The following is a 21,237-nucleotide window of genomic DNA, read 5'->3' on the forward strand; positions in this document are numbered from 1 at the left end:
ATGGACTGCAACGAACTCGTCGAACTCGTCACCGCCTACCTCGACGGGTCACTGGATCTCGACACCCGCGCCCGGTTCGACATGCATCTGGTGGAGTGCGACGGCTGTGACAACTACCTGCAGCAGTTCCGCGCGACGATCAGCACGCTCGGCAACGTCCGTGACGACCTCGATCCCGCGTTTCGGGACAAGCTGCTGGCCGCATTCCGCGACTGGAGATGAGCCAGCCGACGCTCACAGCTGATTCATAGCCAAATCATCGCAGACACATCAGAAGCGTTTGCATGATCATTCCCATGAGCGAAACAACGACGTCCTCGTCCGAACCAGTGACCGGGCCGGTCACCGCGGCCACCCCGGCTGCAACCGCCTACCAGGAGCCGCGGCGCCGATCCCGAGTCACCGCCGTCGCGGCATGGGTGGGCATCGTCGCCGGCGTGGTGTTCATCGTCGCGGTGATCTTCTTCTCCGGCTTCATCCTCGGCAAGAGCTCCGGCGGCCACCACCGCGGGGGCGGCGGACCCCACGGCGACCGCGACTTCGCGGTCATCCACCGCGGTCCGCCACCGATGTTTCCCATGTGGCCGCGCGGCGACGAGCGACCGCCGTTCGGTCCCGGCTCCGGCCCGCAGGCACCGCAGTCACCGGACAGCTCGCCCGACGCGCCGACGACGACGGCGCCGGCCCGGCCGTAGCCAACACGACGAATTCCGACTTTTGGCGGGACAGTGCGAGCGCACACCGACAAAAGTCGGATTTCGGCGCGCTGCGTCCTCTTCGTCGTCAACTGCGACCTGCTGATCCGCGATGTTTGGAGTTGATCAACAATGGGGGACTCAGCATTTCGTGGCACAGCGCCGACGAGGAGATGACCCCCGATGACCGAGAACTACACGACGAACGACGCAGGCAACCCGGCCCCCAGCCTCGAGCATTCGCTCACCGTCGGCTCCGACGGCCCGATCCTGTTGCACGACCATTACCTGATCGAGCAGATGGCCAACTTCAACCGGGAGCGCATCCCGGAGCGCCAGCCGCACGCGAAGGGTGGTGGCGCGTTCGGTCACTTCGAGGTCACCGCAGACGTCAGCAAGTTCACCAAAGCGGCTGTGTTTCAACCCGGTACGCGCACGGACACACTGATCCGGTTCTCCACCGTCGCAGGCGAGCGCGGTAGCCCAGACACGTGGCGAGATCCGCGCGGCTTCGCGCTGAAGTTCTACACCAGCGAGGGCAACTTCGACATCGTCGGCAACAACACGCCGGTGTTCTTCGTCCGCGACCCGATGAAGTTCCAGAACTTCATCCGCTCGCAGAAGCGCATGCAGGCCACCAACCTGCGCGACCACCACATGCAGTGGGACTTCTGGACGCTCTCACCCGAGTCGGCCCACCAGGTCACGTGGCTGATGGGCGACCGCGGGATTCCGAAGACCTGGCGCCACATGAACGGTTACTCCAGCCACACCTACAGCTGGCTCAATGCCGATGACGAGCTGTTCTGGGTCAAGTACCACTTCAAGTCCGACCAGGGCGTTGAATTCCTGACCCAGGAGGATGCCGACCGACTGGCAGGCGAGGACGGCGACTACCACCAACGCGACCTGTACACCGCCATCGAGGACGGCAACTTCCCGAGTTGGACGTTGCACATGCAGATCATGCCGTTCGAGGACGCCAAGACGTATCGGTTCAACCCGTTCGACCTGACCAAGGTGTGGCCGCACGGCGACTATCCGCTGCACGAGGTCGGCAGGCTGACGCTGACCCGCAACGTGACCGACTACCACACGGAGATGGAGCAGGCCGCGTTCGAGCCCAACAACATCGTGCCCGGCACCGGCCTGTCCCCGGACAAGATGCTGCTGGCCCGCGGTTTCTCCTACGCCGACGCCCATCGGCACCGCCTCGGCGTCAACTACAAGCAGATTCCGGTCAACGAGCCCAGGACCGAAGTGCGCGCCTACTCCAAAGACGGCGCGATGCGGATCCACAACGTGACCGATCCCGTGTACGCGCCAAACTCGATGGGTGGCCCGGAAGCCGACCCGAGGCGGGCGGCCGAGGTGCACTGGGCGTCCGACGGCGAAATGGTCCGCATGGCGTACGCGCTGCGCGAGGACGACGACGACTGGGGACAGGCCGGCACGCTGGTGCGCGACGTGCTCAACGATGATGAGCGAGACCGTTTGGCGCACAACATCATCGGCCACGTGACCAAGGGCGTGCGTGAGCCGGTGCTATCGCGGGTGTTCCAGTACTGGTCAAACGTCGACCCCGACCTCGGCAAGAAGGTCGAGGAGGGCGTGCGTCAGAAGCTCGATCGCAACGGGGCGTGACGAGGGGCACCTTGCCGCTGGATGGCGGGCTGGCATGATCAAGGCCATGAGCATCGAAGTCGTTTTCACCTCAGAATCCACTGCAACCGGCGGCGGCCGTGAAGGCCACGTGAAGTCCTCGACCGGCCGGATCGACCTGAACACCAACCACCCGAAGGAGATGGGCGGTAGCGGGGAGGGCACCAACCCCGAGGAACTTTTCTCGGCCGGGTACTCCGCCTGCTTCCTCGGTGCGCTGCGGTTGGTGGCCAAGAACGAGAAGATCGACCTCGACGACGCGACCGGCATCACGGCCCAGGTCGGCTTCGGCAAGGACCCGTCCGGCGGGTTCGGCATCAACGCCCATCTGATCGGCTATCTGCCCGGCCTCGAGCAGAGCGCCGCCGACGAGCTGATGGAGAAGGCACATCAGGTGTGCCCGTACTCGAAGGCCACCCGCGGCAACATCGACGTCACGCTGTCGGCGAAGGTCTGATTCATGCGTGCCGCCGCCGTCGCCGGCGTCGGTCTGGCTCTTGGACTGTCGCTGGCGGCGCCGGTCGGTGACGCGTCTGCGCGGCCGTCCGATCCGGGCGTGGTGAATTACGCCGTGCTGCCCAAAGGGTCGGTGGGCAATATCGTCGGCGCCACGATGCGGTTCGAGTCGACGTTCACCGACCCATTCCAGGCGTTCTACGTCGACAACCCGGTGTGCAACAACTGGGCCGACATCGGGTTGCCCGACGTCTACGCCGACCCGGACCTGGCGTCCTTCAACGGTGCGGTGGCCCAGGAGTCGCCGACCGACATGACGCACTTCGTCAAGCAGGCCGTCGGGGTGTACGCCTCCGTCGACGCCGCCGACCGCGCGTTCCGGCGCGTCGTCGATCGGACCGTCGGCTGCAGCGGACAGACGACCGCGATGCATCTCGACAACCTGACCACCCAGGTGTGGACCTACACGGGCGGGCCGGCTACGGGGACGGACGCCGACTGGGTCAAGCAGGAGGCGGGCACCGACCGTCGGTGTTTCACGACGACTCGCAAGCGCGAGAACGTTCTGCTGCAGGCGAAAGTCTGTCAATCCGGCAACGGCGGTCCAGCGGTGAACGTGCTGGCCGGGGCGATGCAGAACACGCTCGGCCAATAAATCGAGGGGTCCGCGTCATCGACGCGTCATGAAAATCCCGGGGATTTGTCGGAGTCCTCGTCAAAGATGGATGACGGCCTTTCGTTTTTCCGGACCCGGAAGGGTGGGTGTCATGGCCTTCGCCGCCACATCCGAGATCAACGCCGCCCGCCCGACCCATGCCGCCGAACTGGACAGCGCCACAGCCGCCGCACGCTATGTCGGCGACAACTGCCTGACCGACGGGCCGGTCGGCCGGGTGGGTCTGGAGATCGAGGCGCACTGCTTCGACCTCCTCGATCCGATGCGCCGCCCGGATTGGGACCGGCTGACCCAGATCATTGCAGGCATCCCGGCACTGCCCGGCGGCAGCGCGATCACCGTCGAACCCGGCGGCGCCGTCGAGTTGTCCGGCCCGCCGATGAGCGGACCGCTGCCCGCGATCGCCGCGATGACCGCAGACCGCGCGGTGCTGCGCGCGGCGTTCGCCCAGGAGGGGCTGGGGCTGGTGCTGCTGGGCGCAGACCCCCTGCGACCGGCCAAACGGGTGAACCCCGGTAGCCGGTATCGGGCGATGGAGACCTTTTTCACCGCGAGCCAGACCGCCGCCGCAGGTGCGGCGATGATGACTTCGACCGCCTCCGTGCAGGTCAACATCGAGGCCGGGCCGCAGGACGGATGGGCCGACCGGGTACGGCTGGCCCACGCGCTGGGGCCGACGATGGTCGCGATCGCCGCCAACTCACCGCTGCTCGGCGGCAAGTTCTCCGGCTGGCGGTCCGCGCGTCAACACGTGTGGAGCCAGTTGGACTCCGCCCGCTGCGGACCGGTCCTCGGCGCCAGCGGCGACGACCCCGCAGGCGAGTGGGCGCGGTATGCGATGAAGGCGCCCGTGATGCTGGTCCGCACGCCGGACGCGGTGCCGGTGACCGACTGGGTGCCGTTCGCCGACTGGGCCGACGGGCGAGCGCCACTCGGCGACCGCCGACCCACCGAGGCCGATCTCGACTACCACCTGACCACACTGTTCCCGCCGGTGCGGCCACGGCGGTTCCTGGAGATCCGCTACCTCGACAGCGTGCCAGACGCGGTATGGCCCGCTGTGGTGTTCACGCTCGTCACGCTGCTCGACGATCCACAGGTGGCCGACGTCGCCGCGGAGGCATGCGCGCCGGTCGCCACCGCATGGGATCGCGCCGCCCAGATCGGCCTCGGTGACCGGCTCCTGCAGGAGGCCGCCGTGCGCTGCGTGCGCGCCGCGGCGCAGCGGGCGCCTGCCGAACTCGAGGAATCGATGCAGCAGTTGGTGCGTTCGGTCGAAGAGGGACGGTCTCCGGCCGACGAGTTCTCGGACCGGGCCGTCAAGTACGGGATCGCGCCCGCGGTTCTGCAAATGGCGCAAGGGGAAGCGTGATCTCTCGCGAGACGCTGGCACGTGAACTCACCAAGGCCCGGGACCGCACGCTGCGACTGGTCGACTTCGACGATGCCGAACTCGGCAGGCAGTACAACCCGCTGATGAGCCCCCTGGTGTGGGACCTCGCGCACATCGGCTGGCAAGAGGAACTCTGGCTGCTGCGCGACAACAATCCCGGCCGGCCCGGACTGCTCGAGCCACAGGTCGAGCGGTGCTACGACGCGTTCCTCAACTCGCGCGCCAGCCGAGTCGACCTTCCGCTGCTCTCACCTGCCGAGGCAAGGTCCTACTGCTCTACCGTCCGCAGCAAGGCGCTCGACAGCCTCGACGCGCTGCGGTTCGACGGCTCCGAAACGCAGTCAGCGTTCACCTTCGGGTTGGTGATCAGCCACGAGAACCAGCACGACGAGACCATGCTCCAGGCGCTGAACCTTCGCGTCGGCCCGCCGCTGCTGGATCGCGGAAAGTCGTTGCCGTCCGGACGATCCGGCGTCTCGGGGACCTCCGTGCTGGTGCCCGGGGGCGAAATCGTGCTCGGTGTCGACGAGTCAACCGAACCGCACTCGCTGGACAACGAGCGGCCCGCGCATGTCGTCGACGTGCCGGCCTTCCGCATCGGCCGGGTCCCGGTCACCAACGCCGAGTGGCGACAGTTCGTCGACGACGGTGGCTACGACCAGCCGCGGTGGTGGTCGGAACGCGGTTGGGCGCACCGTCAGGAGGCGGGCCTGTGCGCGCCGAGGTTCTGGAACACCGGCGATCTGGCGGGCACCCGCACCCGCTTCGGGCATGTCGAGGACATCCCGGCCGACGAACCGGTGCAGCACATCACGTACTTCGAGGCCGAGGCGTACGCGGCGTGGGCAGGCGCCCGGCTACCCACCGAAGTCGAGTGGGAAAAGGCCTGCGCGTGGGATCCGGCGACGGGGACGCGGCGCAAATACCCGTGGGGCGCATCGGAGCCCACCGAGCACCTTGCCAACCTGGGCGGCGATGCGCTTCGCCCGGCGCCGGTCGGCGCATACCCGGCAGGGGCGTCGGCCTACGGTGCCGAACAGATGCTCGGCGACGTGTGGGAGTGGACCACCTCACCGCTGCGGCCGTGGCCCGGGTTCACCCCGATGATCTACGAGCAGTACTCGCAGCCGTTCTTCGACGGCGACTACAAGGTGCTGCGCGGTGGGTCGTGGGCGGTCGCGCCGAGTATCCTGCGACCCAGCTTCCGCAACTGGGATCACCCGATCCGCCGCCAGATCTTCTCCGGTGTCCGGCTGGCCTGGGACGTCTGATGTGCCGACACCTCGGGTGGCTCGGCGACGCCGTATCGGTCGCCTCGCTGGTCGCCGATCCCGCCAACGGCCTTCTCGTGCAGTCGTATTCACCACGACGGCAGAAGCACGGTCTGATGAACGCAGACGGCTGGGGCGTGGGCTTCTACGACGGCGCAACTCCGCGCCGATGGAGAAGTGCCGCGCCGCTGTGGGGCGACGCGTCGTTCGCGTCGGTAGCGCCCGCGTTGCGCAGCACCTGCGTGGTCGCCGCGGTGCGCTCGGCCAGTGTCGGCATGCCCATCGAACCGTCGGCGTCGGCGCCGTTCTCCGACGGGCAGTGGCTGCTGTCGCACAACGGTCTCGTCGACCGCTCGGTGTTGCCGCTCTCGCCGCGCGCCGAATCGACGAACGACAGTGCGCTGCTGGCGGCACTGATCTTCGACCGCGGCCTCGATGCGCTCGGGGACACCATCGTCGAGGTGGCTGCGGCCGACCCGAACGCCCGGCTGAACATCCTCGCGGGCAACGGATCCCGGCTGGTCGCCACAACGTGGGGTGACACGCTGTCGATGTTGCGCCGTCACGACGGCATCGTGCTGGCCAGTGAACCCTACGATGACGACCCGCAGTGGCAGGAGATCCCCGACCGGCACCTGGTGCGTGTGCACGGTTCCGACGTCGAACTCATCCCGTTGAAAGGCTCGGCATGACCATTTCGCTGTCCAACTATCTGGCGGCCGATTCGGCTGCCACTGCGCTGCGCCGCGACGTCCGCGACGGCCTTACGCAGACACCGAAGTCGTTGCCGCCGAAGTGGTTCTACGACTCCGCGGGTAGCGACCTGTTCGACCAGATCACCCGGCTGCCCGAGTACTACCCGACCCGCACCGAGGCGCAGATCCTGCGGGACCGGTCAGCCGAGATCGCGGCGGCGTCTGGCGCCGACACCCTGGTCGAGCTGGGCAGCGGCACGTCGGAGAAGACACGCATGCTGCTCGACGCCCTGCGCGACAGCGGAACTCTGCGTCGTTTCATCCCGTTCGATGTCGACGCCGGTGTCCTCGAGGCCGCAGGATCGGCCATCCAACGGGAGTACCCGGCCATTGACGTCGACGCGGTGTGCGGCGATTTCGAGGAGCATCTCGGCAAGATTCCGCGCGTCGGCCGTCGCCTCGTGGCGTTCCTCGGGTCCACCATCGGCAACCTCACGCCCGGGCCGCGCGCTCAGTTCCTGTCTGCGCTGGCGGAATCGCTGCAGCCTGGTGACACCGTGCTGCTGGGCACCGATCTGGTGAAGGACACCGGGCGGCTGGTGCGGGCCTACGACGACAGCGCAGGGGTGACAGCGAGGTTCAATCGCAATGTGCTTGCGGTTGTCAACCGCGAACTCGATGCCGATTTCGCGATCGAGCGGTTCGACCACGTCGCGAAGTGGAACACCGACGAAGAGCGAATCGAGATGTGGCTGCGGTCATCCGGACCGCAGCGCGTGCACGTGAAGGCGCTGGACCTGACCGTCGACTTTGCCGACGGCGAAGAGATGCTCACCGAGGTGTCGTCGAAGTTTCGCCGCGAGAAGGTGACAGCCGAACTCGCCGACGCCGGTCTGAGATGCACCCATTGGTGGACCGACGAGGCGGGCGACTTCGGACTGTCGCTGTCGACCCGATGAGCCTGCCTGATCAGTGGCGGGCCGCCAGACCGAAGGTCGCCGGCGTGCACCTCGACAGCGCGGCCTGCTCGCGGCAGAGCTTCGCCGCCATCGAGGCGGCGGCTCAGCATGCCCGTCACGAAGCCGAAGTCGGCGGTTACGTCGCCGCGGAAGCCGCCGCCTCCGTGCTGTCCGCGGGTCGGGCGGCCGTCGGCGCGTTGACCGGACTGAGTGACGTCGTCTTCACCACCGGCGCCAACCACGCACTGGACCTCCTGCTGTCGAGCTGGCCGGGCGAACGCAGTCTCGCGTGCCTGCCGGGCGAGTTCGGCCCCAACCTGGCTATCATCGCCGCCAACGGATTCGAGGTACACGCGCTGCCCACCGACGGTGACGGACGGCTCGACGTCGAGGCATCGGCGCACCTGCTGGCCGCCGATCCGCCTGCGCTGGTACACCTGACGCCGCTGGGCAGTCACCGCGGCCTGGCTCAGCCCGCCGCCGCGATGTCGGCGGTGTGCGCCGGCCTCGGTCTGCCGCTGGTGATCGACGCGGCACAGGCGCTCGGCCACCTGGACTGCCGCGTCGGTGCGTCGGTGGTCTACGGCGCGTCGCGCAAATGGATGGCCGGTCCGCGCGGCGTCGGTTACCTGGCGATGCAACCGGAGCTGGCGCAGCGCCTGCGGCCGCGGCTGCCGCCGCCGGAATGGCACCCGCCGCTGTCCGTACTGCAACGCCTCGAACACGGAGAGACGAATCTTGCTGCACGTCTGGGCTTTTCCGTGGCGCTCGGCGAGCACCTGGCGGCAGGTCCGGAGAGTGTGCGCGCCCGCCTGGCCGAGGTGGGTTCGATGACCCGTCGCGCGCTTGCCGGCGTCGAGGGATGGCGGGTGGTCGAGCCGGTCGACGAACCGACCGCGATCACCACGCTGGAGCCGACGTCGGGGACCGACCCGCAGAAGGTGCGGACATGGCTCATCGCCGAGCGTGGGATCGTCACCACGTACGCGGGCGTCGAGCGCGCCCCGTTCGAGCTGACGGCGCCGGTATTGCGGGCGTCGCCGCACGTCGACGTCACTCTAGGTGAGCTCGAGCAGTTCGCCGAGGCGCTCGCCGCCGCCACCGCGCAGGTGTGAACGGTCAGCCGGCTTTGTGCGCCGTCAACAGCAACGCTGGGAACTTCAGCCTGCCCTTGTCGTCGGCGTCGTGGCGCGGCATCGGGAACGGCGCATCGGGAATCTCGATCGGGTTTGCGTGGATGAACGCCGGCCGAATCTCGTCGACCTCCCAGTGTTTCGAAACTGCGTCGCGCAGTTCGCTTTCCGTCAGTTCATGGGGCTTGAACTCGAATTCCGGTGGAAACGCCCCGACGGTGAAGACGAGCATGTACAGCGCGGCCCCCTGAGCGGCGGCCCGGTGCACCGCACGCAGATATGGCTCACGCGCGTCGACGGGCAGTGAGTGGAAAAGCGTGCTGTCCACAATCGTGTTGAAGCGGTCGTCGTATCCGCTGAAGGAGGTGATGTCGTCGACGACGAACGTGGCGGTCGTCAAGCCGCGTTTGTCGGCCGCCGCGGACGCTGCCGCCACGGCGGTTGGCGCCACATCGATCCCGACGACGGTGTAGCCGCGGCCGGCCAGCGCGAGGGACAACTCGGCATGCCCGCAGCCGGCGTCGAGGATGTCGCTGCGGATCTTGCCCTGCTCGATCAGCGCCGCCAATTCTGGTTGCGGCTCACCGATATTCCACGGCGGCGGGCCGCCGAACCCGCCCTCTTCGCGATATGCGTTTTCCCAGTCCATCACCTCGTCGGAAACCATGGCCACAATCTAATCGGCTCTGCGAACCACCATCGTCGCTACATAGTCCTCGAGCGCGGGCACTTCGTCCGGAGTCCGGGGATAAGGATCGAGCCTCTGCAGCGTGAGCTCGTAGTCACCGGTCTGAATCGTCTGCCGATTCTGACCGGGCGCCGGATTGGTGTTGAACTCCAGCGTCATCGCCGGTTCGGGATCCTGCACCACGCTCACCGCGATACGCGCCTGACCGGTCCAGAAACACTCGACGTCGGCCGGACAACGTGAGTCCTCGAGCACGTCGATGAAGCGCAGGCGCACAGATGCGTCGCCGATGCTCACCTGTTGCCCACCGGCCATGCCGAACGGCGTGCCGAGTACGGCGACCGTGTCCGCGCGTGCCTGCGGGCCGCCGTGGCAGCCGGCCAACGCGATCGCGACTCCGCCCGTCGCCACGACCAGCATCGCGCGGTGCCGCTTCAGTCCCACGTGTGCACCGGCTCGTTGCTGTGCATGCGCTGGCAATACAGCCGCAGCATCTCCGCAAGCGCCTCCGGCCGCGCGAGACCACGGTCCTGCAGGGCGGTGACGGTCGAGACCTGCCAGACCGCGCCGTTGCGGCCGGTCTTTGCGCGCCCCTCGATCACGCCGAGATACCGGTCACGCACCTCCGCGGCGACCCCCCACCGCTGCAGTCCCGCCTCGGCCATGGGCAGCAGCTGGCGCAGCACCAACTCGTCGGGCGTCACCTCTCCCAGACCGGGCCAGTACAGGGTGGCGTCCATGCCGTGCTGTGCGGCGGAGTGGAAATTGTGTTCTGCCGCAGCGAAACTCAGCTTCGTCCACACGGGCCTGTCCTCTTCGGACAAGGTGCGCAGCATGCCGTAGTAGAACGCGGCGTTGGCCATCATATCGATGACGGTCGGTCCTGCGGGAAGGACACGGTTCTCCACGCGAAGGTGGGGACGCCCGTCGACGACGTCGTACACCGGCCGGTTCCACCGGTAAATGGTGCCGTTGTGCAGCCGCAGCTCCGCAAGCTTCGGAGTGCGGCCCGCAGCCAGCTCGGCCACCGGGTCCTCGTCGGTCAGCTCGGGCAGCAGCGACGGAAAGTAGCGCACGTTCTCCTCGAACAGGTCGAAGATCGACGTGATCCAGCGTTCGCCGAACCACACCCGCGGGCGAACCCCCTGGGTTTTGAGCTCGTCGGCGCGGGTGTCGGTGGCCTGGGCGAACAATTCGATACGGGTCTCCGACCACAGCTGGTGTCCGAAGAAGTACGGCGAATTGGCGCCGAGCGCCAGCTGCGGGCCCGCCAGCACCTGCGCGGCGTTCCAGTTCTTCGCGAAGTCGGCGGGCGAGACCTGCAGATGCAGTTGCATGCTGGTACACGCCGATTCGGGCGCGATGGACTCGGTCTGCAGGCTCAGCCGTTCCGGGCCCGCGATGTCGATCAGAATGTCCTCGCCGCGCGCGGTGAAGATCGAGTCGTTGAGTGCCTGGTATCGCGTCGACTTACTCATCCAACCGCCCGAGAGGTGCTCGGGCATCAGCGTCGGCAGGATGCCGATCATCACGATGTGCGCGCCGTTTCCGTCGGCCTTGGCTTCGGCGGCGTTGAGGCTCGCGCGGACATCGGACTCCAGGTCGAGGGCGGACCGGCCCGGCAGCGGCCGCGGTGGGACGTTGAATTCGATGTTGTAGGCGCCTAGTTCGGTCTGGTAGGCGGGATCGGCGATCGACGTCAGCACTTCGGAGTTGCGCATCGCGGGCAGGTAGCCGGAGTCGACGAGATTGCACTCGATCTCCATGCCGGTCAGCGGCCGGTCGAAGTCGAAGCTGGACTGCGCCAGCATCGTTTCGAAGACGTCGAGGCACAGTTGCACCTTGCGCCGGTACTCGCGGCGGTGCGCGCGACTGAAGTCGCCGCTCTTGACCTCTTCACCCACCCCGCCATTGTCGGCGAGCGTGCAGGTTTGCACACCGACACGCCGCGATTCGTCGGCATTTGACGCTCGCTCGTGCATGTTTGACCCTGCGTGGGGTAGCCGGTGGCGGTGGACATCACCGTGACCTTCATCGGCAACGCGACGACGCTCATCTCCGGTGGCGGCGTCACGTTGTTGACCGACCCGAACTTTCTGCACCAGGGCCAGCACGCCTACCTGGGGTACGGCCTGTTGTCGAAGCGGCTGCGCGAACCGGCGCTGGACGTCGACCAGTTGCCGCCGCTGGACGCCGTGGTGCTGTCGCATATGCACGGCGACCACTGGGATCGCGTCGCGCAGCGCCGCCTCGACCACTCGCTGCCGGTGCTCACGACACCGCACGCCGCCAAGCGGCTGGTGCGCCGTGGCTTCGGGCACGCGCACGGGCTCGAGCGTTGGCAGAGCGAGACCATCTCCAACGGGCCCACGACCGTCACGGTGACCGCGCTGCCCGGCAGGCATGCGCCGGCTCCGGTGAACCGGTTCCTGCCGCCGGTGATGGGCAGCATGATCGAGTTCAGCGACGGATCGGCGCAGCGGCTGCTCTACGTGTCCGGCGATACCCTGATGGTCGACGAATTGCGGGAGATACCAGTGCGTTTCGCGTCGATCGATGTCGGCGTTCTGCACCTCGGCGGAACGCGGCTGCCGTTCGGGCGGCACCTGCCATTCGGGCTGACGGTGACGATGGACGGCCGTCAGGGCGCCGACGTCGTCGAACTGCTTGACCTGCCGCGGATGATCCCGGTGCACTTCGACGACTACGGGGTGTTCGCCTCGCCGCTGTCTGATTTCGTCGACGAGATGACGCGCCGCGGACTCGGTGACCGGGTCATCCGACTGGACCGCGGCGACTGCGTCACCGTCTAGCGCTGGCGACGACGACCTGCGGGCTGACGAGCCCGCCGCGAAGCTCCACGTCGGCACCGGCGTGCTCGGCGAGTACCCGCAACGCCGACGGGCTGTAGGTCCGCAGCGAGCTGATCACGCCGTCGTGCACGAACGGTATCCAGGGCGCGAACGGCAGCATGGTCGCCAGGCGCACCAGGTGCAGCGGCCACGGAGGCCGCGGCAGGTCGATGATCAGCAGCTTGCCGGCCGCGCGGGTGCCGTCGGCGATCACCCGCGCCGCCAGCGACGGGGGCAGGTGGTGAAACGACAGCGCGAACACCGCCAGGTCGAAGTGGCTGTCGGGAGCGTCGATGGCGGTGGCGTCCATCTTGCGGACCGTGGCTCGCGGATGTTCGCCCAGATCGCTTGCGGCCATCGCTGCCACCGACTCGGCCTCGATGTCGGTGACGGTCAGCTCGGCGGTGGGGTGCCAGTCCAGCAGCTTGCGCGACAGCCCACCGTGCCCGGCGCCCAGTTCGAGGATCTTCGGATCGGCGACGTCGGCGACCTCGTCGAGCGCGATGCGCGCGAAGTTCTCGGTCTGGCCGAACTTCTCGCCCGTCCACTCCAGCGCACGGATCACGCTGCGCTTGACCCCCTCATCGACATCGTCGCGGTCCAGGTATTCCAGCCGGTCGGTCTCCAGCAGCCGGTCCAGACACGACGCGTTCGGACCGCCGCGGGGCATGCGCTCAATGTCGATAGCTTTGGAACCCATGTACGCCATCATGGTCGATTGAAACCGGACAAGAAGGGGAGCACGAGATTGGCCGAATTCGTCGCGGCGATCGACCAGGGCACGACCAGTACCCGGTGCATGATCTTCGACCATGACGGCGCCGAAGTCGGCCGCCATCAGCTCGAGCACGAGCAGATCCTGCCGCAGGCCGGCTACGTCGAGCACAATCCCGTGGAGATCTGGGAGCGCACGGCCTCGGTCGTCATGTCGGCGCTGAACAAGACGAACCTGTCGGCGACCGATCTGGCGGCGCTGGGCATCACGAATCAGCGCGAGACATCACTGGTCTGGAACCGCAAGACGGGTCGGCCGTACTTCAACGCGATCGTGTGGCAGGACACCCGCACCGACCGCATCGCCTCGGCGCTGGATCGCGACGGCCGCGGCGACGTGATCCGGCGCAAGGCCGGGCTGCCGCCCGCGACGTACTTCTCGGCGGGCAAGGTGCAATGGATCCTGGAGAACGTCGACGGTGTGCGCCGCGATGCCGAGAACGGCGACGCGCTCTTCGGCACCGCGGACACCTGGGTCCTGTGGAACCTGACCGGGGGACCGCGGGGCGGCGTGCACGCCATCGACGTCACCAACGCCAGTCGCACGATGCTGATGAACCTGGAGACGCTCGACTGGGACGACGAGCTGCTGTCGTTCTTCGACATTCCGCGGCAGATGCTGCCCGAAATCAAGCCGTCGTCGCTGCCCGACGCATTCGGCGTGACGCGCGACGACGGTCCGATGGGGGGCGAGGTGCCGTTGACGGGCATCCTCGGCGATCAGCAGGCCGCGATGGTGGGCCAGGTGTGCCTCGACGCCGGTGAAGCCAAGAATACTTATGGCACAGGCAATTTCCTGCTTCTGAACACCGGCGAGGAGATCGTCCGGTCGGACAACGGTCTGCTGACGACGGTCTGTTACCAGTTCGGTGACGCCAAACCCGTCTACGCGCTGGAGGGCTCGATCGCAGTCACCGGATCGGCGGTGCAGTGGCTGCGCGACCAGTTGGGCATCATCAGCGGCGCCGCCCAGAGCGAGGCGCTGGCGCGTCAGGTCGACGACAACGGCGGCGTCTACTTCGTGCCCGCATTCTCGGGATTGTTTGCGCCGTACTGGCGTTCGGACGCCCGCGGCGCGATCGTCGGCCTGTCGCGGTACAACACCAACGCACATCTGGCGCGCGCCACCCTGGAGGCGATCTGCTACCAGAGCCGCGACGTCGTCGACGCCATGGAAGCCGACTCCGGCGTGCATATGGAGGTGCTCAAGGTCGACGGCGGCATCACCGCCAACGACTTGTGCATGCAGATCCAGGCCGATGTGCTCGGCGTCGACGTCGTGAAGCCGGTCGTCGCCGAGACGACCGCGCTGGGCGCGGCCTACGCCGCCGGTCTCGCGGTCGGGTTCTGGGAGAGTGCCGACGACCTGCGCGCCAACTGGCAGGAGGGCAAGCGGTGGACGCCGTCGTGGTCTGAGGACCAGCGCTCCGAGGGCTACGCCGGGTGGCGCAAGGCGGTGCAACGCACGCTCGACTGGGTCGACGTCGAGTGATTTGGGTGCGCAAACGATCGCTGAGCGACGGTTTGCGCACCGAAATCACCTAGGCGGCGGCTCCGTCGAGTTCGCGTTTGGTCTCCTCGTCCAGCTCGATGTCGCGCACGGCGGTGTTCTCCTCCAGGTGGGCCACCGATGACGTGCCGGGGATCAGCAGCACATTCGGCGCGATCGACAACGTCCACGCAAGCGCGATCTGCGCGGGCGTGCGGCCGAGTTTGTCCGCCTCGCGCTGGACCGCCGGATGACCCAGCACCGGGTTCTCCGGCGTGAACGCCGAGCCCAGGGGGAAGAACGGCACGAACGCGATGCCGCGCTCGATGCACGCGTCGAGCACGGGCTGCGAAGTCCGGTCGACGAGGTTGTAGGCGTTCTGCACGCAAACGATCTCCGTGCGGTCCAACGCGATTCGCAGGTGATCGAGCGAGATGCTCGACAGCCCGATGCCACCGATCAGCCCTTCGTCACGCGCCTTGATCATCGCGGTGAGCTGACGGTCGTACAGCTCTCGGTCCACCGGGCCGACCGCACTTGCGTCACCTGCATGGATGCGGAGGTTGACCGCCGCCAGCCGGTCGGTGTCCAGAGCGCGCAGGTTCTCCTCGATGCTGGCGCGCAACTGGTCGGGCTCCTGCGCGGGCAGCCACGCGCCCTGGTCGTCGCGATATGCGCCGACCTTGCTCACCAGCGCGAGGTCGGCGGGGTAGGGGTGCAGCGCCTCGCGGATCAGCTGGTTGGACACGTTCGGCCCATAGAACTGCGCGGTGTCGATGTGGTTGATGCCCAGTTCGATCACCCGGCGCAATACGGCCAGCGCTTCGTCGTGGTCGCGTGGTGGACCGAACACCCCGGGCCCGGGTAGTTGCATGGCGCCGTAGCCGACGCGGCCGACGTGGAACGAGCCCAGCGGGAAGGTCTGCATGTTCAATCCGTACGCCCTTCCCGCCGGACTTATTCCGCCTACTCCGCCTCGCCGAGAATGCCGTAGATCTCGCGGCGCGCGTTGTTGACGATGTCGACGATGCGCTGCTGCTGCTCTTCGCTGGTGGTGTATGCCGACTGTGCGACGGCGCCCATCAGCTGTGCGACGGAGCTGCGCAGGTTGGCGTGGCCAGGTTCGACATCATCGGTGATCTGCTCCCATGGGGCGGTCGCGATGGCGTCGGCTGCGGTGCGCCCGTCGTCGGTCAACTCGAAAAGCTTCTTGCTGCCGTCGCTTTCGCGCGCCACCAGCAGCCCCTCGTCGACGAGCAGTTGCAGCGTCGGATAGACCGAGCCGGGGCTGGGCCGCCAGAGGTTCTGGCTGCGTGCGGCGATCTCCTGGATCATCTCGTAGCCGTGCATGGGCCGCTCGGCGAGCAGTTTGAGAAGTGCGGCGCGCACGTCACCGCGCCTGCCCCGGCCACCACGACGGCCACCGCGGCCGCCGGGTCCGAAGCCGAAGCCACCGCGCGGGTCGAAGCCGAACTCGAAACCACGACCGCCGGGACCGAAGGCGAAGTTGCCGCCGGCATGGTCGCGGATGTGCTCGCGGAACTCGCGGCGCGCCTGGCGGCGCTGCTGGTGAAATGCCCGCCTGTCGCCGGGGGCGAAGCCGAAGCCGAAGCCGCCGGGCGGCGGCGTGAATGGGTTGGTCATGTGTGTTCCTTCGTTGTGCAGGAAGCACTCGGTGCGCTTCCGATACGTTGACGATATATCGGAAACTATCGCGATGCAACGTCGTGCGCAGCGCGTTGGGTCACGACTACCGCAGTCGTCCTCCATCTCGCCGGTCGATCGCGTCGACGACCCAGCGGGCCCATTCGGCTTCCATTGCGCCCAGGCGTAGTCCGTACTCCAGCGCCGCGCGTCCGTAGAAGAGCCCGTCGTCATCGGCCCATTCGATCGAATCCCGCAGTAGCCCAAGACGTTCGACTTCGGCATCGGCGTGTTCGGCCATGGACACCATGTGTGCGCGTGCCTGCTCGGGCGGAAGCGCGCCGAGCAAAAACACCCGCAGCAGGCCGGGACTGCGGAAGGGTGGATCGTCATGAGGATTGGCCACCCAGCTCCGCAGCTCCTCACGGCCGGCGTCGGTGATCCGGTACTCCTTGCGGCCCCGCGGCCCGATATCGGAAACCTCGATGAGCCCCGCGTCGGCGAGCTTGTTGAGCTCGCCGTAGAGCTGGCTCTGCGTCGCCGGCCACACGTTGGCCAGCGACTTCTCGAAATGCCGCAGCAGGTCGTATCCACTGCCCGGTTCGTTGGCCAGCAGCCCCAAGGCGGCGATCCGCAGACTCACTGCGTGATAGTAACTCCACCATTGACATGTCAGTAGCGACATGTCAGATTAGACACGTCGAGCGATTGGAGCATCGAATGACCGACACCACTGACTCAACCCTCTTCGGCACCGGCCAGTTCTTCGAGAAGGGCAACTATGCGCCGGTCGCTGACGAACTGAGCGAAGAAGACCTGCCCGTCGAAGGTGCGATCCCCGCGGAGCTCAACGGGTGGTACCTGCGCAACGGCCCGAACCCGCGGCAGCCGACCGCGCACTGGTTCACCGGCGACGGCATGATCCATGGCGTCCGGATCGAGGGCGGCCGCGCCGCCTGGTACCGCAACCGCTGGGTGCGCACGGAGTCGTTCATCGAGGACTTTCCTGTGTACAACGCAGACGGCACCCGCAATCTGCGGTCCAGCGTCGCCAACACGCACATCGTCAACCACGCCGGCAAGACGCTCGCGCTTGTCGAGTCGTCGTTGCCGTACGAGATCTCCAATGATCTCGAGACGTTGGGCGCCTACGACTTCGGCGGCAAGCTGGTCGACTCGATGACCGCGCACCCCAAGATCTGCCCGACCACCGGCGAACTGCATTTCTTCGGTTACGGCAATATCTTTCAGCCGCACGTCACCTATCACCGAGCCGGCGCCGACGGCGAGTTGACCATCAACCGGCCGCTCGAAGTTCCGGCGCTGACGATGATGCACGACTTCGCGCTGACCGCGAATCACGTGGTGTTCATGGATTTGCCGATCGTATTCAGTCTCGAGGTCGCCATGAGCGGCGGCGACATGCCCTATCGCTGGGACGACGGCTACGGCGCCCGGCTCGGTGTCCTTCGTCGCGACGATCCATACGGCGAAGTGCGGTGGTTCGACATCGACCCGTGCTACGTCTTCCATGTCGCCAACGCCTACGACGTCGGCAACTCACTTGTGCTGCAAGCCGTTCGCTATCCCGAATTATGGCGCGACACCAGCGGGTTCGAGGCCGACGGGGTGCTGTGGAGTTGGACGATCGACCTGCAGACGGGCGAGGTCGACGAGCGTCAACTCGACGATCGTGCGGTGGAGTTTCCCCGCATCGACGACCGGCTGGCGACGCTGCCCGCGCGCTATACGGTTTCGGTCGGTGATGCCAACTGGGTGCGTTACGACCTTGGCACCGGCGATGCGGTCGAGCATCGGTTCGGTTCAGTCGACGCCCCGGGCGGTCCGGGGGAGGCGGTCTTCGTGCCGGGGGCGGGGCCGGCCGACGAGAGCAGCGGTTACTACCTTGGCTACGTCTACGATCCCACCCGGGACGGCAGCGACCTCGTGATCGTCGACGCGTCCGATTTCGCGGGCGATCCAGTCGTCAGAATCAAATTGCCACAACGTGTTCCGTACGGGTTCCATGGAAACTGGATCGCCGATTGACGTCCGCAGAACGGTCGATCGGCCCCGGGGCGGCGATGAGAGGCAAGCGCTGCTCTGTTGAACGCCGGGGTTGAGCCCCTCATCGCCCTGCAGAGGACGACCACAACCCTGGTCCGCATGCCCAATGCAAGTCTCAATCTCCGCGAATCGTGCTTGGGTTCCCGTAATTCGCAGGCAGTTCGGTAGAGCAGCGCGCAACCCCTCGCTACGCGCGTGTCACCGTCGGGGCATTGATGCGTGACAGACAGGGCCGGTACATGGTCATCCGGTGGAATCATGAGCGCCAAATGGTCGGCTCGAGCTGATGCTCTGCAGTGTCAGCGGCTCAGAGCGGCTGCCAGCGCCCCGACCGGGCTGCGGTTTCAACGTCTGTCACGTTAGCAGAGTCAGTTGCCGCCGCACCAGACCGGGCGACGCAGACAGGCAAATTCGCCTGTGTCACAGTGCTTTCAACGTGTCTGCATGCGTGGTGCTGGCGCGGTGTGTGTTCGGGCTGATCCCGTACGCGCGCTTGAATGCGCTACTCAACGCGAACGGGGTGCTGTATCCGACCTGGTGGGCCACCGCGGCGATCGTCGCCTGACTCGACCGCAGCAGATCCGCCGCAAGGGCGAGCCGCCAGCCCGTCAGGAACGCAATCGGCGGTTCCCCCACCTGGTCGGTGAACCTGCGTGCGAACATCGCGCGTGAACACCCAACGGCCGCGGCGAGATTGGCGACCGTCCACGGTCGGGCGGGGTCGTTGTAGATCAACTTCAGCGCCGGGCCGACGATGGGGTCCTGCTCGGCCAGCCACCAAGTCGGCGCATTGCCATCACGGTCGAACCAGGCGCGCAGCACGGCGATCAGCAGCACGTCGAGCAACCGGTCGAGGTACGCCTCCTGGCCGGCGCCGTCGCAGCCGGCCTCCACGGCGAGCAGGTCGACCAGCGGCGTGTCCCACTCGTCGGCGCGCAGCACGAGCACCGAGGGCAGCGCGTCGAGCAGTCGCTCGCTGACCTCGCTTCGCCCCTCGTAGACGCAGATGACCGACCTCGTCGCGCCCGCCGGGCTGTTGCCCCACGTCCGCACGCCTATCGCCATCTCGAACGTCAACGTCTCGCCCGACAGCGTGGTGCACCGCTGGCCGGGGTGGATCACGATCATCGGCGTGGTGCCGGGATCGTCGGCGTAGACGTATTGCTGGGTGCCGCGGGCAAGGGCGACGTCACCGGGACGCAGGGCGACGGTGCCACTCTCCTCGCCGACGATCGCAGCGGTGCCGTGCGTCTGACAGATCAACGTCAGCGGCGACTCGTCACGGATGCTGATCGACCACGGCGGATCCATCATCATCCGCAGCACGAACGCGCCCCGTGCGCGCACTCCGTCGAGCAGGCCGACAACGGCGTCCACGCCGGAAGCCTAACGCCGCTCCGGGCGGTGAGCGGCGAGGAACACCTCCACCGCCGCGCGTGCGTGGGCGCCGACGTCCAGCCTCGCCAACACCGGCGCCGCCCCGTAGAACAACGCCTGGTCCATCGGCCTGCCGATCACGAGAAACGCGAAGTGCTCAGCGGCCGCGGCGGGTTCCGGGGCGTGCAGAATTCCGCGGTCGTGCAGGCGGGCAAAGGCATCGGCCAGTGTCGCGAGCGTACGAGCGGGCGCGTTGTCGTAATAGAACTCGGCCAGCTCGGGTAGTCGGTGCGCTTCGGAAATCACCAGACGGCGCAACTGCACGAGGTGGTCGTCGAGCACGGCCCGTAGGTACTGCATCGCGAGCGCGGTCAGGCCCGCCTCGATGTCGTCGGTTTCGGCCAGCTGGCCGACGCGGCGGCCGAAGACGGCCACGACGGACTCCATCTCGTGGGCGACGATCGCGAACAGCAGAGCTCGCTTCTCGCCGAAATGCTTGTAGACGGTCTGTTTGGACACCTCGGCCGATGCCGCCACCTGGTCCATGCTGGTTCCGCCATAGCCGTGGCGCAGGAACAGCTGACGGCCCGCCTCCAGGATGGTCTGCCGCTTGTGCGCCGACCGGATCGGTCGCGAAGCCTGCTCCATCGTCACCTCGATGAGTTTTCGAGTACTAGACAGTCTAGTTCTCTGAAGAGACTTTCACACGCCTGGGAGGCACATCATGGCTACAGCAGACTGCCCGCCGCTTTCGGTCCGCATCACCAAGTCCCTGCTGGGCTACGGCGTGATCGCCGGGCCGGTGTACGTGACCGCCGCGGCTGCGCAGATGGCGGTCCGCGACGGCTACGACCCGACTCGGCATGCCGTGAGCCAGCTGGCCAACGGCGACTGGGGCTGGGTACAGGTCGCCAACTTCCTCGTTACCGGCGCGATGACGATCGCGGCAGCGGTCGGCGTGCGCCGCGCCCTGGGGCCGGGTAGGCGCTCGGCGTGGGCGGCAGGTCTGTTGGGCGTCTACGGTGCGGGCCTTGTGGCGGCGGGCATCTTCCGCGCGGACCCGTCGGACGGCTTCCCGCCAGGGACACCGGCCGGCATGGGCGAGGTGAGCCGGCACGGTCTTGCGCATTTCGCCGTGGCGGGCATCGGTTTCGTGGCTCTGGTGGCCGCGTGCCTCGTCCTCGGCGCGTGGTTCGGCGGCAGCGGGGAACGCTCATGGGCGTGGTTCTCGAGAATCACCGGTGCCGCGTTCGGTCTCAGCTTCCTCGCTCTGTCGACCGGGATGGGCGGCGCCGCAGCGATTCTGGTGTTCACAGCCGCTGTCGTGCTGGTATGGGCGTGGTTGACCGCGGTGTCGGTGAAGCTCTACCGCGAGGTGCGGTGAACGTAGACGCTCGCGTATGCGG

Annotated in this window: 23 protein-coding genes; 14 read left to right on the forward strand and 9 right to left on the reverse strand. The window is 67.3% G+C overall.

The annotated features are described in order from the left end of the window. The 10 genes from N4S67_RS25140 to egtE all read left to right on the forward strand — a co-directional run bounded on the left by N4S67_RS25140 (position 1) and on the right by egtE (position 8,922). Entirely contained in the window at positions 1–222 is a 222-nt protein-coding gene (locus N4S67_RS25140) for an anti-sigma factor family protein (RefSeq protein WP_260995837.1), read from the forward strand. Between the two features lie 74 nt (positions 223–296). After that, positions 297–695, forward strand: coding sequence for a hypothetical protein (locus N4S67_RS25145; protein WP_390893514.1), 399 nt, complete (start codon positions 297–299; stop codon positions 693–695). Positions 696–878: 183 nt separating this feature from the next. After that, the gene (locus N4S67_RS25150; protein WP_260995726.1) at positions 879–2,339 is read left to right on the forward strand and encodes a catalase; all 1,461 of its coding nucleotides are present in this window, start codon (positions 879–881) and stop codon (positions 2,337–2,339) included. A 46-nt stretch (positions 2,340–2,385) separates the two neighbouring features. Then, positions 2,386–2,814 (forward strand): organic hydroperoxide resistance protein, encoded by a 429-nt coding sequence (locus tag N4S67_RS25155; protein WP_260995727.1) that lies wholly within the window; start codon positions 2,386–2,388, stop codon positions 2,812–2,814. A gap of 3 nt (positions 2,815–2,817) precedes the next feature. Then, complete coding sequence (locus tag N4S67_RS25160) at positions 2,818–3,468, forward strand: sensor domain-containing protein (RefSeq protein WP_260995728.1); 651 nt, start codon at positions 2,818–2,820, stop codon at positions 3,466–3,468. A gap of 112 nt (positions 3,469–3,580) precedes the next feature. Beyond that, complete coding sequence (egtA, locus tag N4S67_RS25165) at positions 3,581–4,861, forward strand: ergothioneine biosynthesis glutamate--cysteine ligase EgtA (protein ID WP_260995729.1); 1,281 nt, start codon at positions 3,581–3,583, stop codon at positions 4,859–4,861. Beyond that, positions 4,858–6,153, forward strand: coding sequence for an ergothioneine biosynthesis protein EgtB (egtB, locus tag N4S67_RS25170; protein WP_260995730.1), 1,296 nt, complete (start codon positions 4,858–4,860; stop codon positions 6,151–6,153). The genes egtA and egtB overlap by 4 nt, the downstream gene beginning before the upstream one ends. Then, positions 6,153–6,845 carry an ergothioneine biosynthesis protein EgtC gene (egtC, locus tag N4S67_RS25175; RefSeq protein WP_260995731.1) on the forward strand — a complete coding sequence of 231 codons (693 nt, stop codon included), beginning with the start codon at positions 6,153–6,155 and terminating at the stop codon, positions 6,843–6,845. Before egtB ends, egtC begins: the two co-directional genes overlap by 1 nt. After that, positions 6,842–7,807 carry an L-histidine N(alpha)-methyltransferase gene (egtD, locus tag N4S67_RS25180; protein WP_260995732.1) on the forward strand — a complete coding sequence of 322 codons (966 nt, stop codon included), beginning with the start codon at positions 6,842–6,844 and terminating at the stop codon, positions 7,805–7,807. The genes egtC and egtD overlap by 4 nt, the downstream gene beginning before the upstream one ends. Then, a complete protein-coding gene (gene egtE, locus N4S67_RS25185; RefSeq protein ID WP_260995733.1) occupies positions 7,804–8,922 on the forward strand; it encodes an ergothioneine biosynthesis PLP-dependent enzyme EgtE in 1,119 nt (372 codons plus the stop codon). The genes egtD and egtE overlap by 4 nt, the downstream gene beginning before the upstream one ends. A gap of 4 nt (positions 8,923–8,926) precedes the next feature. On the opposite strand, the gene N4S67_RS25190 is transcribed toward egtE, so the two are convergent. The 3 genes from N4S67_RS25190 to N4S67_RS25200 are packed head-to-tail and all read right to left on the reverse strand — an operon-like array spanning position 8,927 to position 11,532. Then, on the reverse strand, positions 8,927–9,607 hold the full coding sequence (locus N4S67_RS25190; protein ID WP_260995734.1) for a class I SAM-dependent methyltransferase: 681 nt from the start codon (positions 9,605–9,607) through the stop codon (positions 8,927–8,929). Positions 9,608–9,616: 9 nt separating this feature from the next. Next, a complete protein-coding gene (locus N4S67_RS25195; protein ID WP_260995735.1) occupies positions 9,617–10,072 on the reverse strand; it encodes a hypothetical protein in 456 nt (151 codons plus the stop codon). Beyond that, positions 10,063–11,532 (reverse strand): glutamate--cysteine ligase, encoded by a 1,470-nt coding sequence (locus N4S67_RS25200; protein WP_260995736.1) that lies wholly within the window; start codon positions 11,530–11,532, stop codon positions 10,063–10,065. Before N4S67_RS25200 ends, N4S67_RS25195 begins: the two co-directional genes overlap by 10 nt. Before the next feature lie 108 nt (positions 11,533–11,640). Between N4S67_RS25200 and N4S67_RS25205 the strand changes: the two genes are divergently transcribed. Further along, positions 11,641–12,441: an MBL fold metallo-hydrolase gene (locus tag N4S67_RS25205; protein ID WP_260995737.1), complete on the forward strand. Its 801-nt coding sequence runs from the start codon at positions 11,641–11,643 to the stop codon at positions 12,439–12,441. Here N4S67_RS25205 and N4S67_RS25210 read toward each other — a convergent pair. Next, entirely contained in the window at positions 12,431–13,189 is a 759-nt protein-coding gene (locus N4S67_RS25210) for a class I SAM-dependent methyltransferase (protein WP_260995738.1), read from the reverse strand. The two genes, N4S67_RS25205 and N4S67_RS25210, sit on opposite strands and share 11 nt — an antisense overlap. 90 nt (positions 13,190–13,279) lie before the next feature. Here N4S67_RS25210 and glpK point away from each other — a divergent pair, with 90 nt between their 5' ends. Beyond that, entirely contained in the window at positions 13,280–14,746 is a 1,467-nt protein-coding gene (gene glpK / locus N4S67_RS25215; RefSeq protein ID WP_260995838.1) for a glycerol kinase GlpK, read from the forward strand. A 49-nt stretch (positions 14,747–14,795) separates the two neighbouring features. Here glpK and N4S67_RS25220 read toward each other — a convergent pair whose 3' ends face one another. From N4S67_RS25220 to N4S67_RS25230, 3 genes are all read right to left on the reverse strand, one after another. Continuing rightward, complete coding sequence (locus N4S67_RS25220) at positions 14,796–15,671, reverse strand: oxidoreductase (RefSeq protein ID WP_260995739.1); 876 nt, start codon at positions 15,669–15,671, stop codon at positions 14,796–14,798. Between the two features lie 38 nt (positions 15,672–15,709). After that, positions 15,710–16,387, reverse strand: a complete 678-nt coding sequence (locus N4S67_RS25225; protein WP_260995740.1) for a PadR family transcriptional regulator — start codon at positions 16,385–16,387, stop codon at positions 15,710–15,712. A gap of 106 nt (positions 16,388–16,493) precedes the next feature. Continuing rightward, complete coding sequence (locus N4S67_RS25230; protein WP_260995741.1) at positions 16,494–17,030, reverse strand: PadR family transcriptional regulator; 537 nt, start codon at positions 17,028–17,030, stop codon at positions 16,494–16,496. A 77-nt stretch (positions 17,031–17,107) separates the two neighbouring features. Here N4S67_RS25230 and N4S67_RS25235 point away from each other — a divergent pair, with 77 nt between their 5' ends. Further along, positions 17,108–18,436 (forward strand): carotenoid oxygenase family protein, encoded by a 1,329-nt coding sequence (locus N4S67_RS25235; RefSeq protein WP_260995742.1) that lies wholly within the window; start codon positions 17,108–17,110, stop codon positions 18,434–18,436. A 438-nt stretch (positions 18,437–18,874) separates the two neighbouring features. On the opposite strand, the gene N4S67_RS25240 is transcribed toward N4S67_RS25235, so the two are convergent. After that, positions 18,875–19,831, reverse strand: a complete 957-nt coding sequence (locus N4S67_RS25240; protein ID WP_260995743.1) for an AraC family transcriptional regulator — start codon at positions 19,829–19,831, stop codon at positions 18,875–18,877. Positions 19,832–19,840: 9 nt separating this feature from the next. Further along, positions 19,841–20,479, reverse strand: a complete 639-nt coding sequence (locus N4S67_RS25245) for a TetR/AcrR family transcriptional regulator (protein ID WP_260995839.1) — start codon at positions 20,477–20,479, stop codon at positions 19,841–19,843. Between the two features lie 76 nt (positions 20,480–20,555). On the opposite strand from N4S67_RS25245, the gene N4S67_RS25250 reads away from it, so the two are divergent. Continuing rightward, the gene (locus N4S67_RS25250) at positions 20,556–21,215 is read left to right on the forward strand and encodes a DUF998 domain-containing protein (RefSeq protein WP_260995744.1); all 660 of its coding nucleotides are present in this window, start codon (positions 20,556–20,558) and stop codon (positions 21,213–21,215) included. Positions 21,216–21,237: the final 22 nt, after the last annotated feature.

The organism is Mycobacterium deserti (assembly GCF_025345615.1).
GTDB lineage: Bacteria > Actinomycetota > Actinomycetes > Mycobacteriales > Mycobacteriaceae > Mycobacterium > Mycobacterium deserti.

Bases quoted from the DNA above. Each gene is read 5' to 3' on its own strand.
- N4S67_RS25235 (WP_260995742.1), top strand. From the start codon at position 17,108: ATGACCGACACCACTGACTCAACCCTCTTCGGCACCGGCCAGTTCTTC.
- egtD (WP_260995732.1), top strand. From the start codon at position 6,842: ATGACCATTTCGCTGTCCAACTATCTGGCGGCCGATTCGGCTGCCACT.
- egtE (WP_260995733.1), top strand. From the start codon at position 7,804: ATGAGCCTGCCTGATCAGTGGCGGGCCGCCAGACCGAAGGTCGCCGGC.
- N4S67_RS25220 (WP_260995739.1), bottom strand. From the start codon at position 15,671: ATGCAGACCTTCCCGCTGGGCTCGTTCCACGTCGGCCGCGTCGGCTAC.
- N4S67_RS25160 (WP_260995728.1), top strand. From the start codon at position 2,818: ATGCGTGCCGCCGCCGTCGCCGGCGTCGGTCTGGCTCTTGGACTGTCG.
- N4S67_RS25190 (WP_260995734.1), bottom strand. From the start codon at position 9,607: ATGGTTTCCGACGAGGTGATGGACTGGGAAAACGCATATCGCGAAGAG.
- N4S67_RS25150 (WP_260995726.1), top strand. From the start codon at position 879: ATGACCGAGAACTACACGACGAACGACGCAGGCAACCCGGCCCCCAGC.
- egtC (WP_260995731.1), top strand. From the start codon at position 6,153: ATGTGCCGACACCTCGGGTGGCTCGGCGACGCCGTATCGGTCGCCTCG.
- glpK (WP_260995838.1), top strand. From the start codon at position 13,280: ATGATCTTCGACCATGACGGCGCCGAAGTCGGCCGCCATCAGCTCGAG.
- N4S67_RS25245 (WP_260995839.1), bottom strand. From the start codon at position 20,479: ATGGAGCAGGCTTCGCGACCGATCCGGTCGGCGCACAAGCGGCAGACC.
- N4S67_RS25140 (WP_260995837.1), top strand. From the start codon at position 1: ATGGACTGCAACGAACTCGTCGAACTCGTCACCGCCTACCTCGACGGG.
- N4S67_RS25145 (WP_390893514.1), top strand. From the start codon at position 297: ATGAGCGAAACAACGACGTCCTCGTCCGAACCAGTGACCGGGCCGGTC.
- egtA (WP_260995729.1), top strand. From the start codon at position 3,581: ATGGCCTTCGCCGCCACATCCGAGATCAACGCCGCCCGCCCGACCCAT.
- N4S67_RS25210 (WP_260995738.1), bottom strand. From the start codon at position 13,189: ATGGCGTACATGGGTTCCAAAGCTATCGACATTGAGCGCATGCCCCGC.
- N4S67_RS25225 (WP_260995740.1), bottom strand. From the start codon at position 16,387: ATGACCAACCCATTCACGCCGCCGCCCGGCGGCTTCGGCTTCGGCTTC.
- N4S67_RS25250 (WP_260995744.1), top strand. From the start codon at position 20,556: ATGGCTACAGCAGACTGCCCGCCGCTTTCGGTCCGCATCACCAAGTCC.
- N4S67_RS25155 (WP_260995727.1), top strand. From the start codon at position 2,386: ATGAGCATCGAAGTCGTTTTCACCTCAGAATCCACTGCAACCGGCGGC.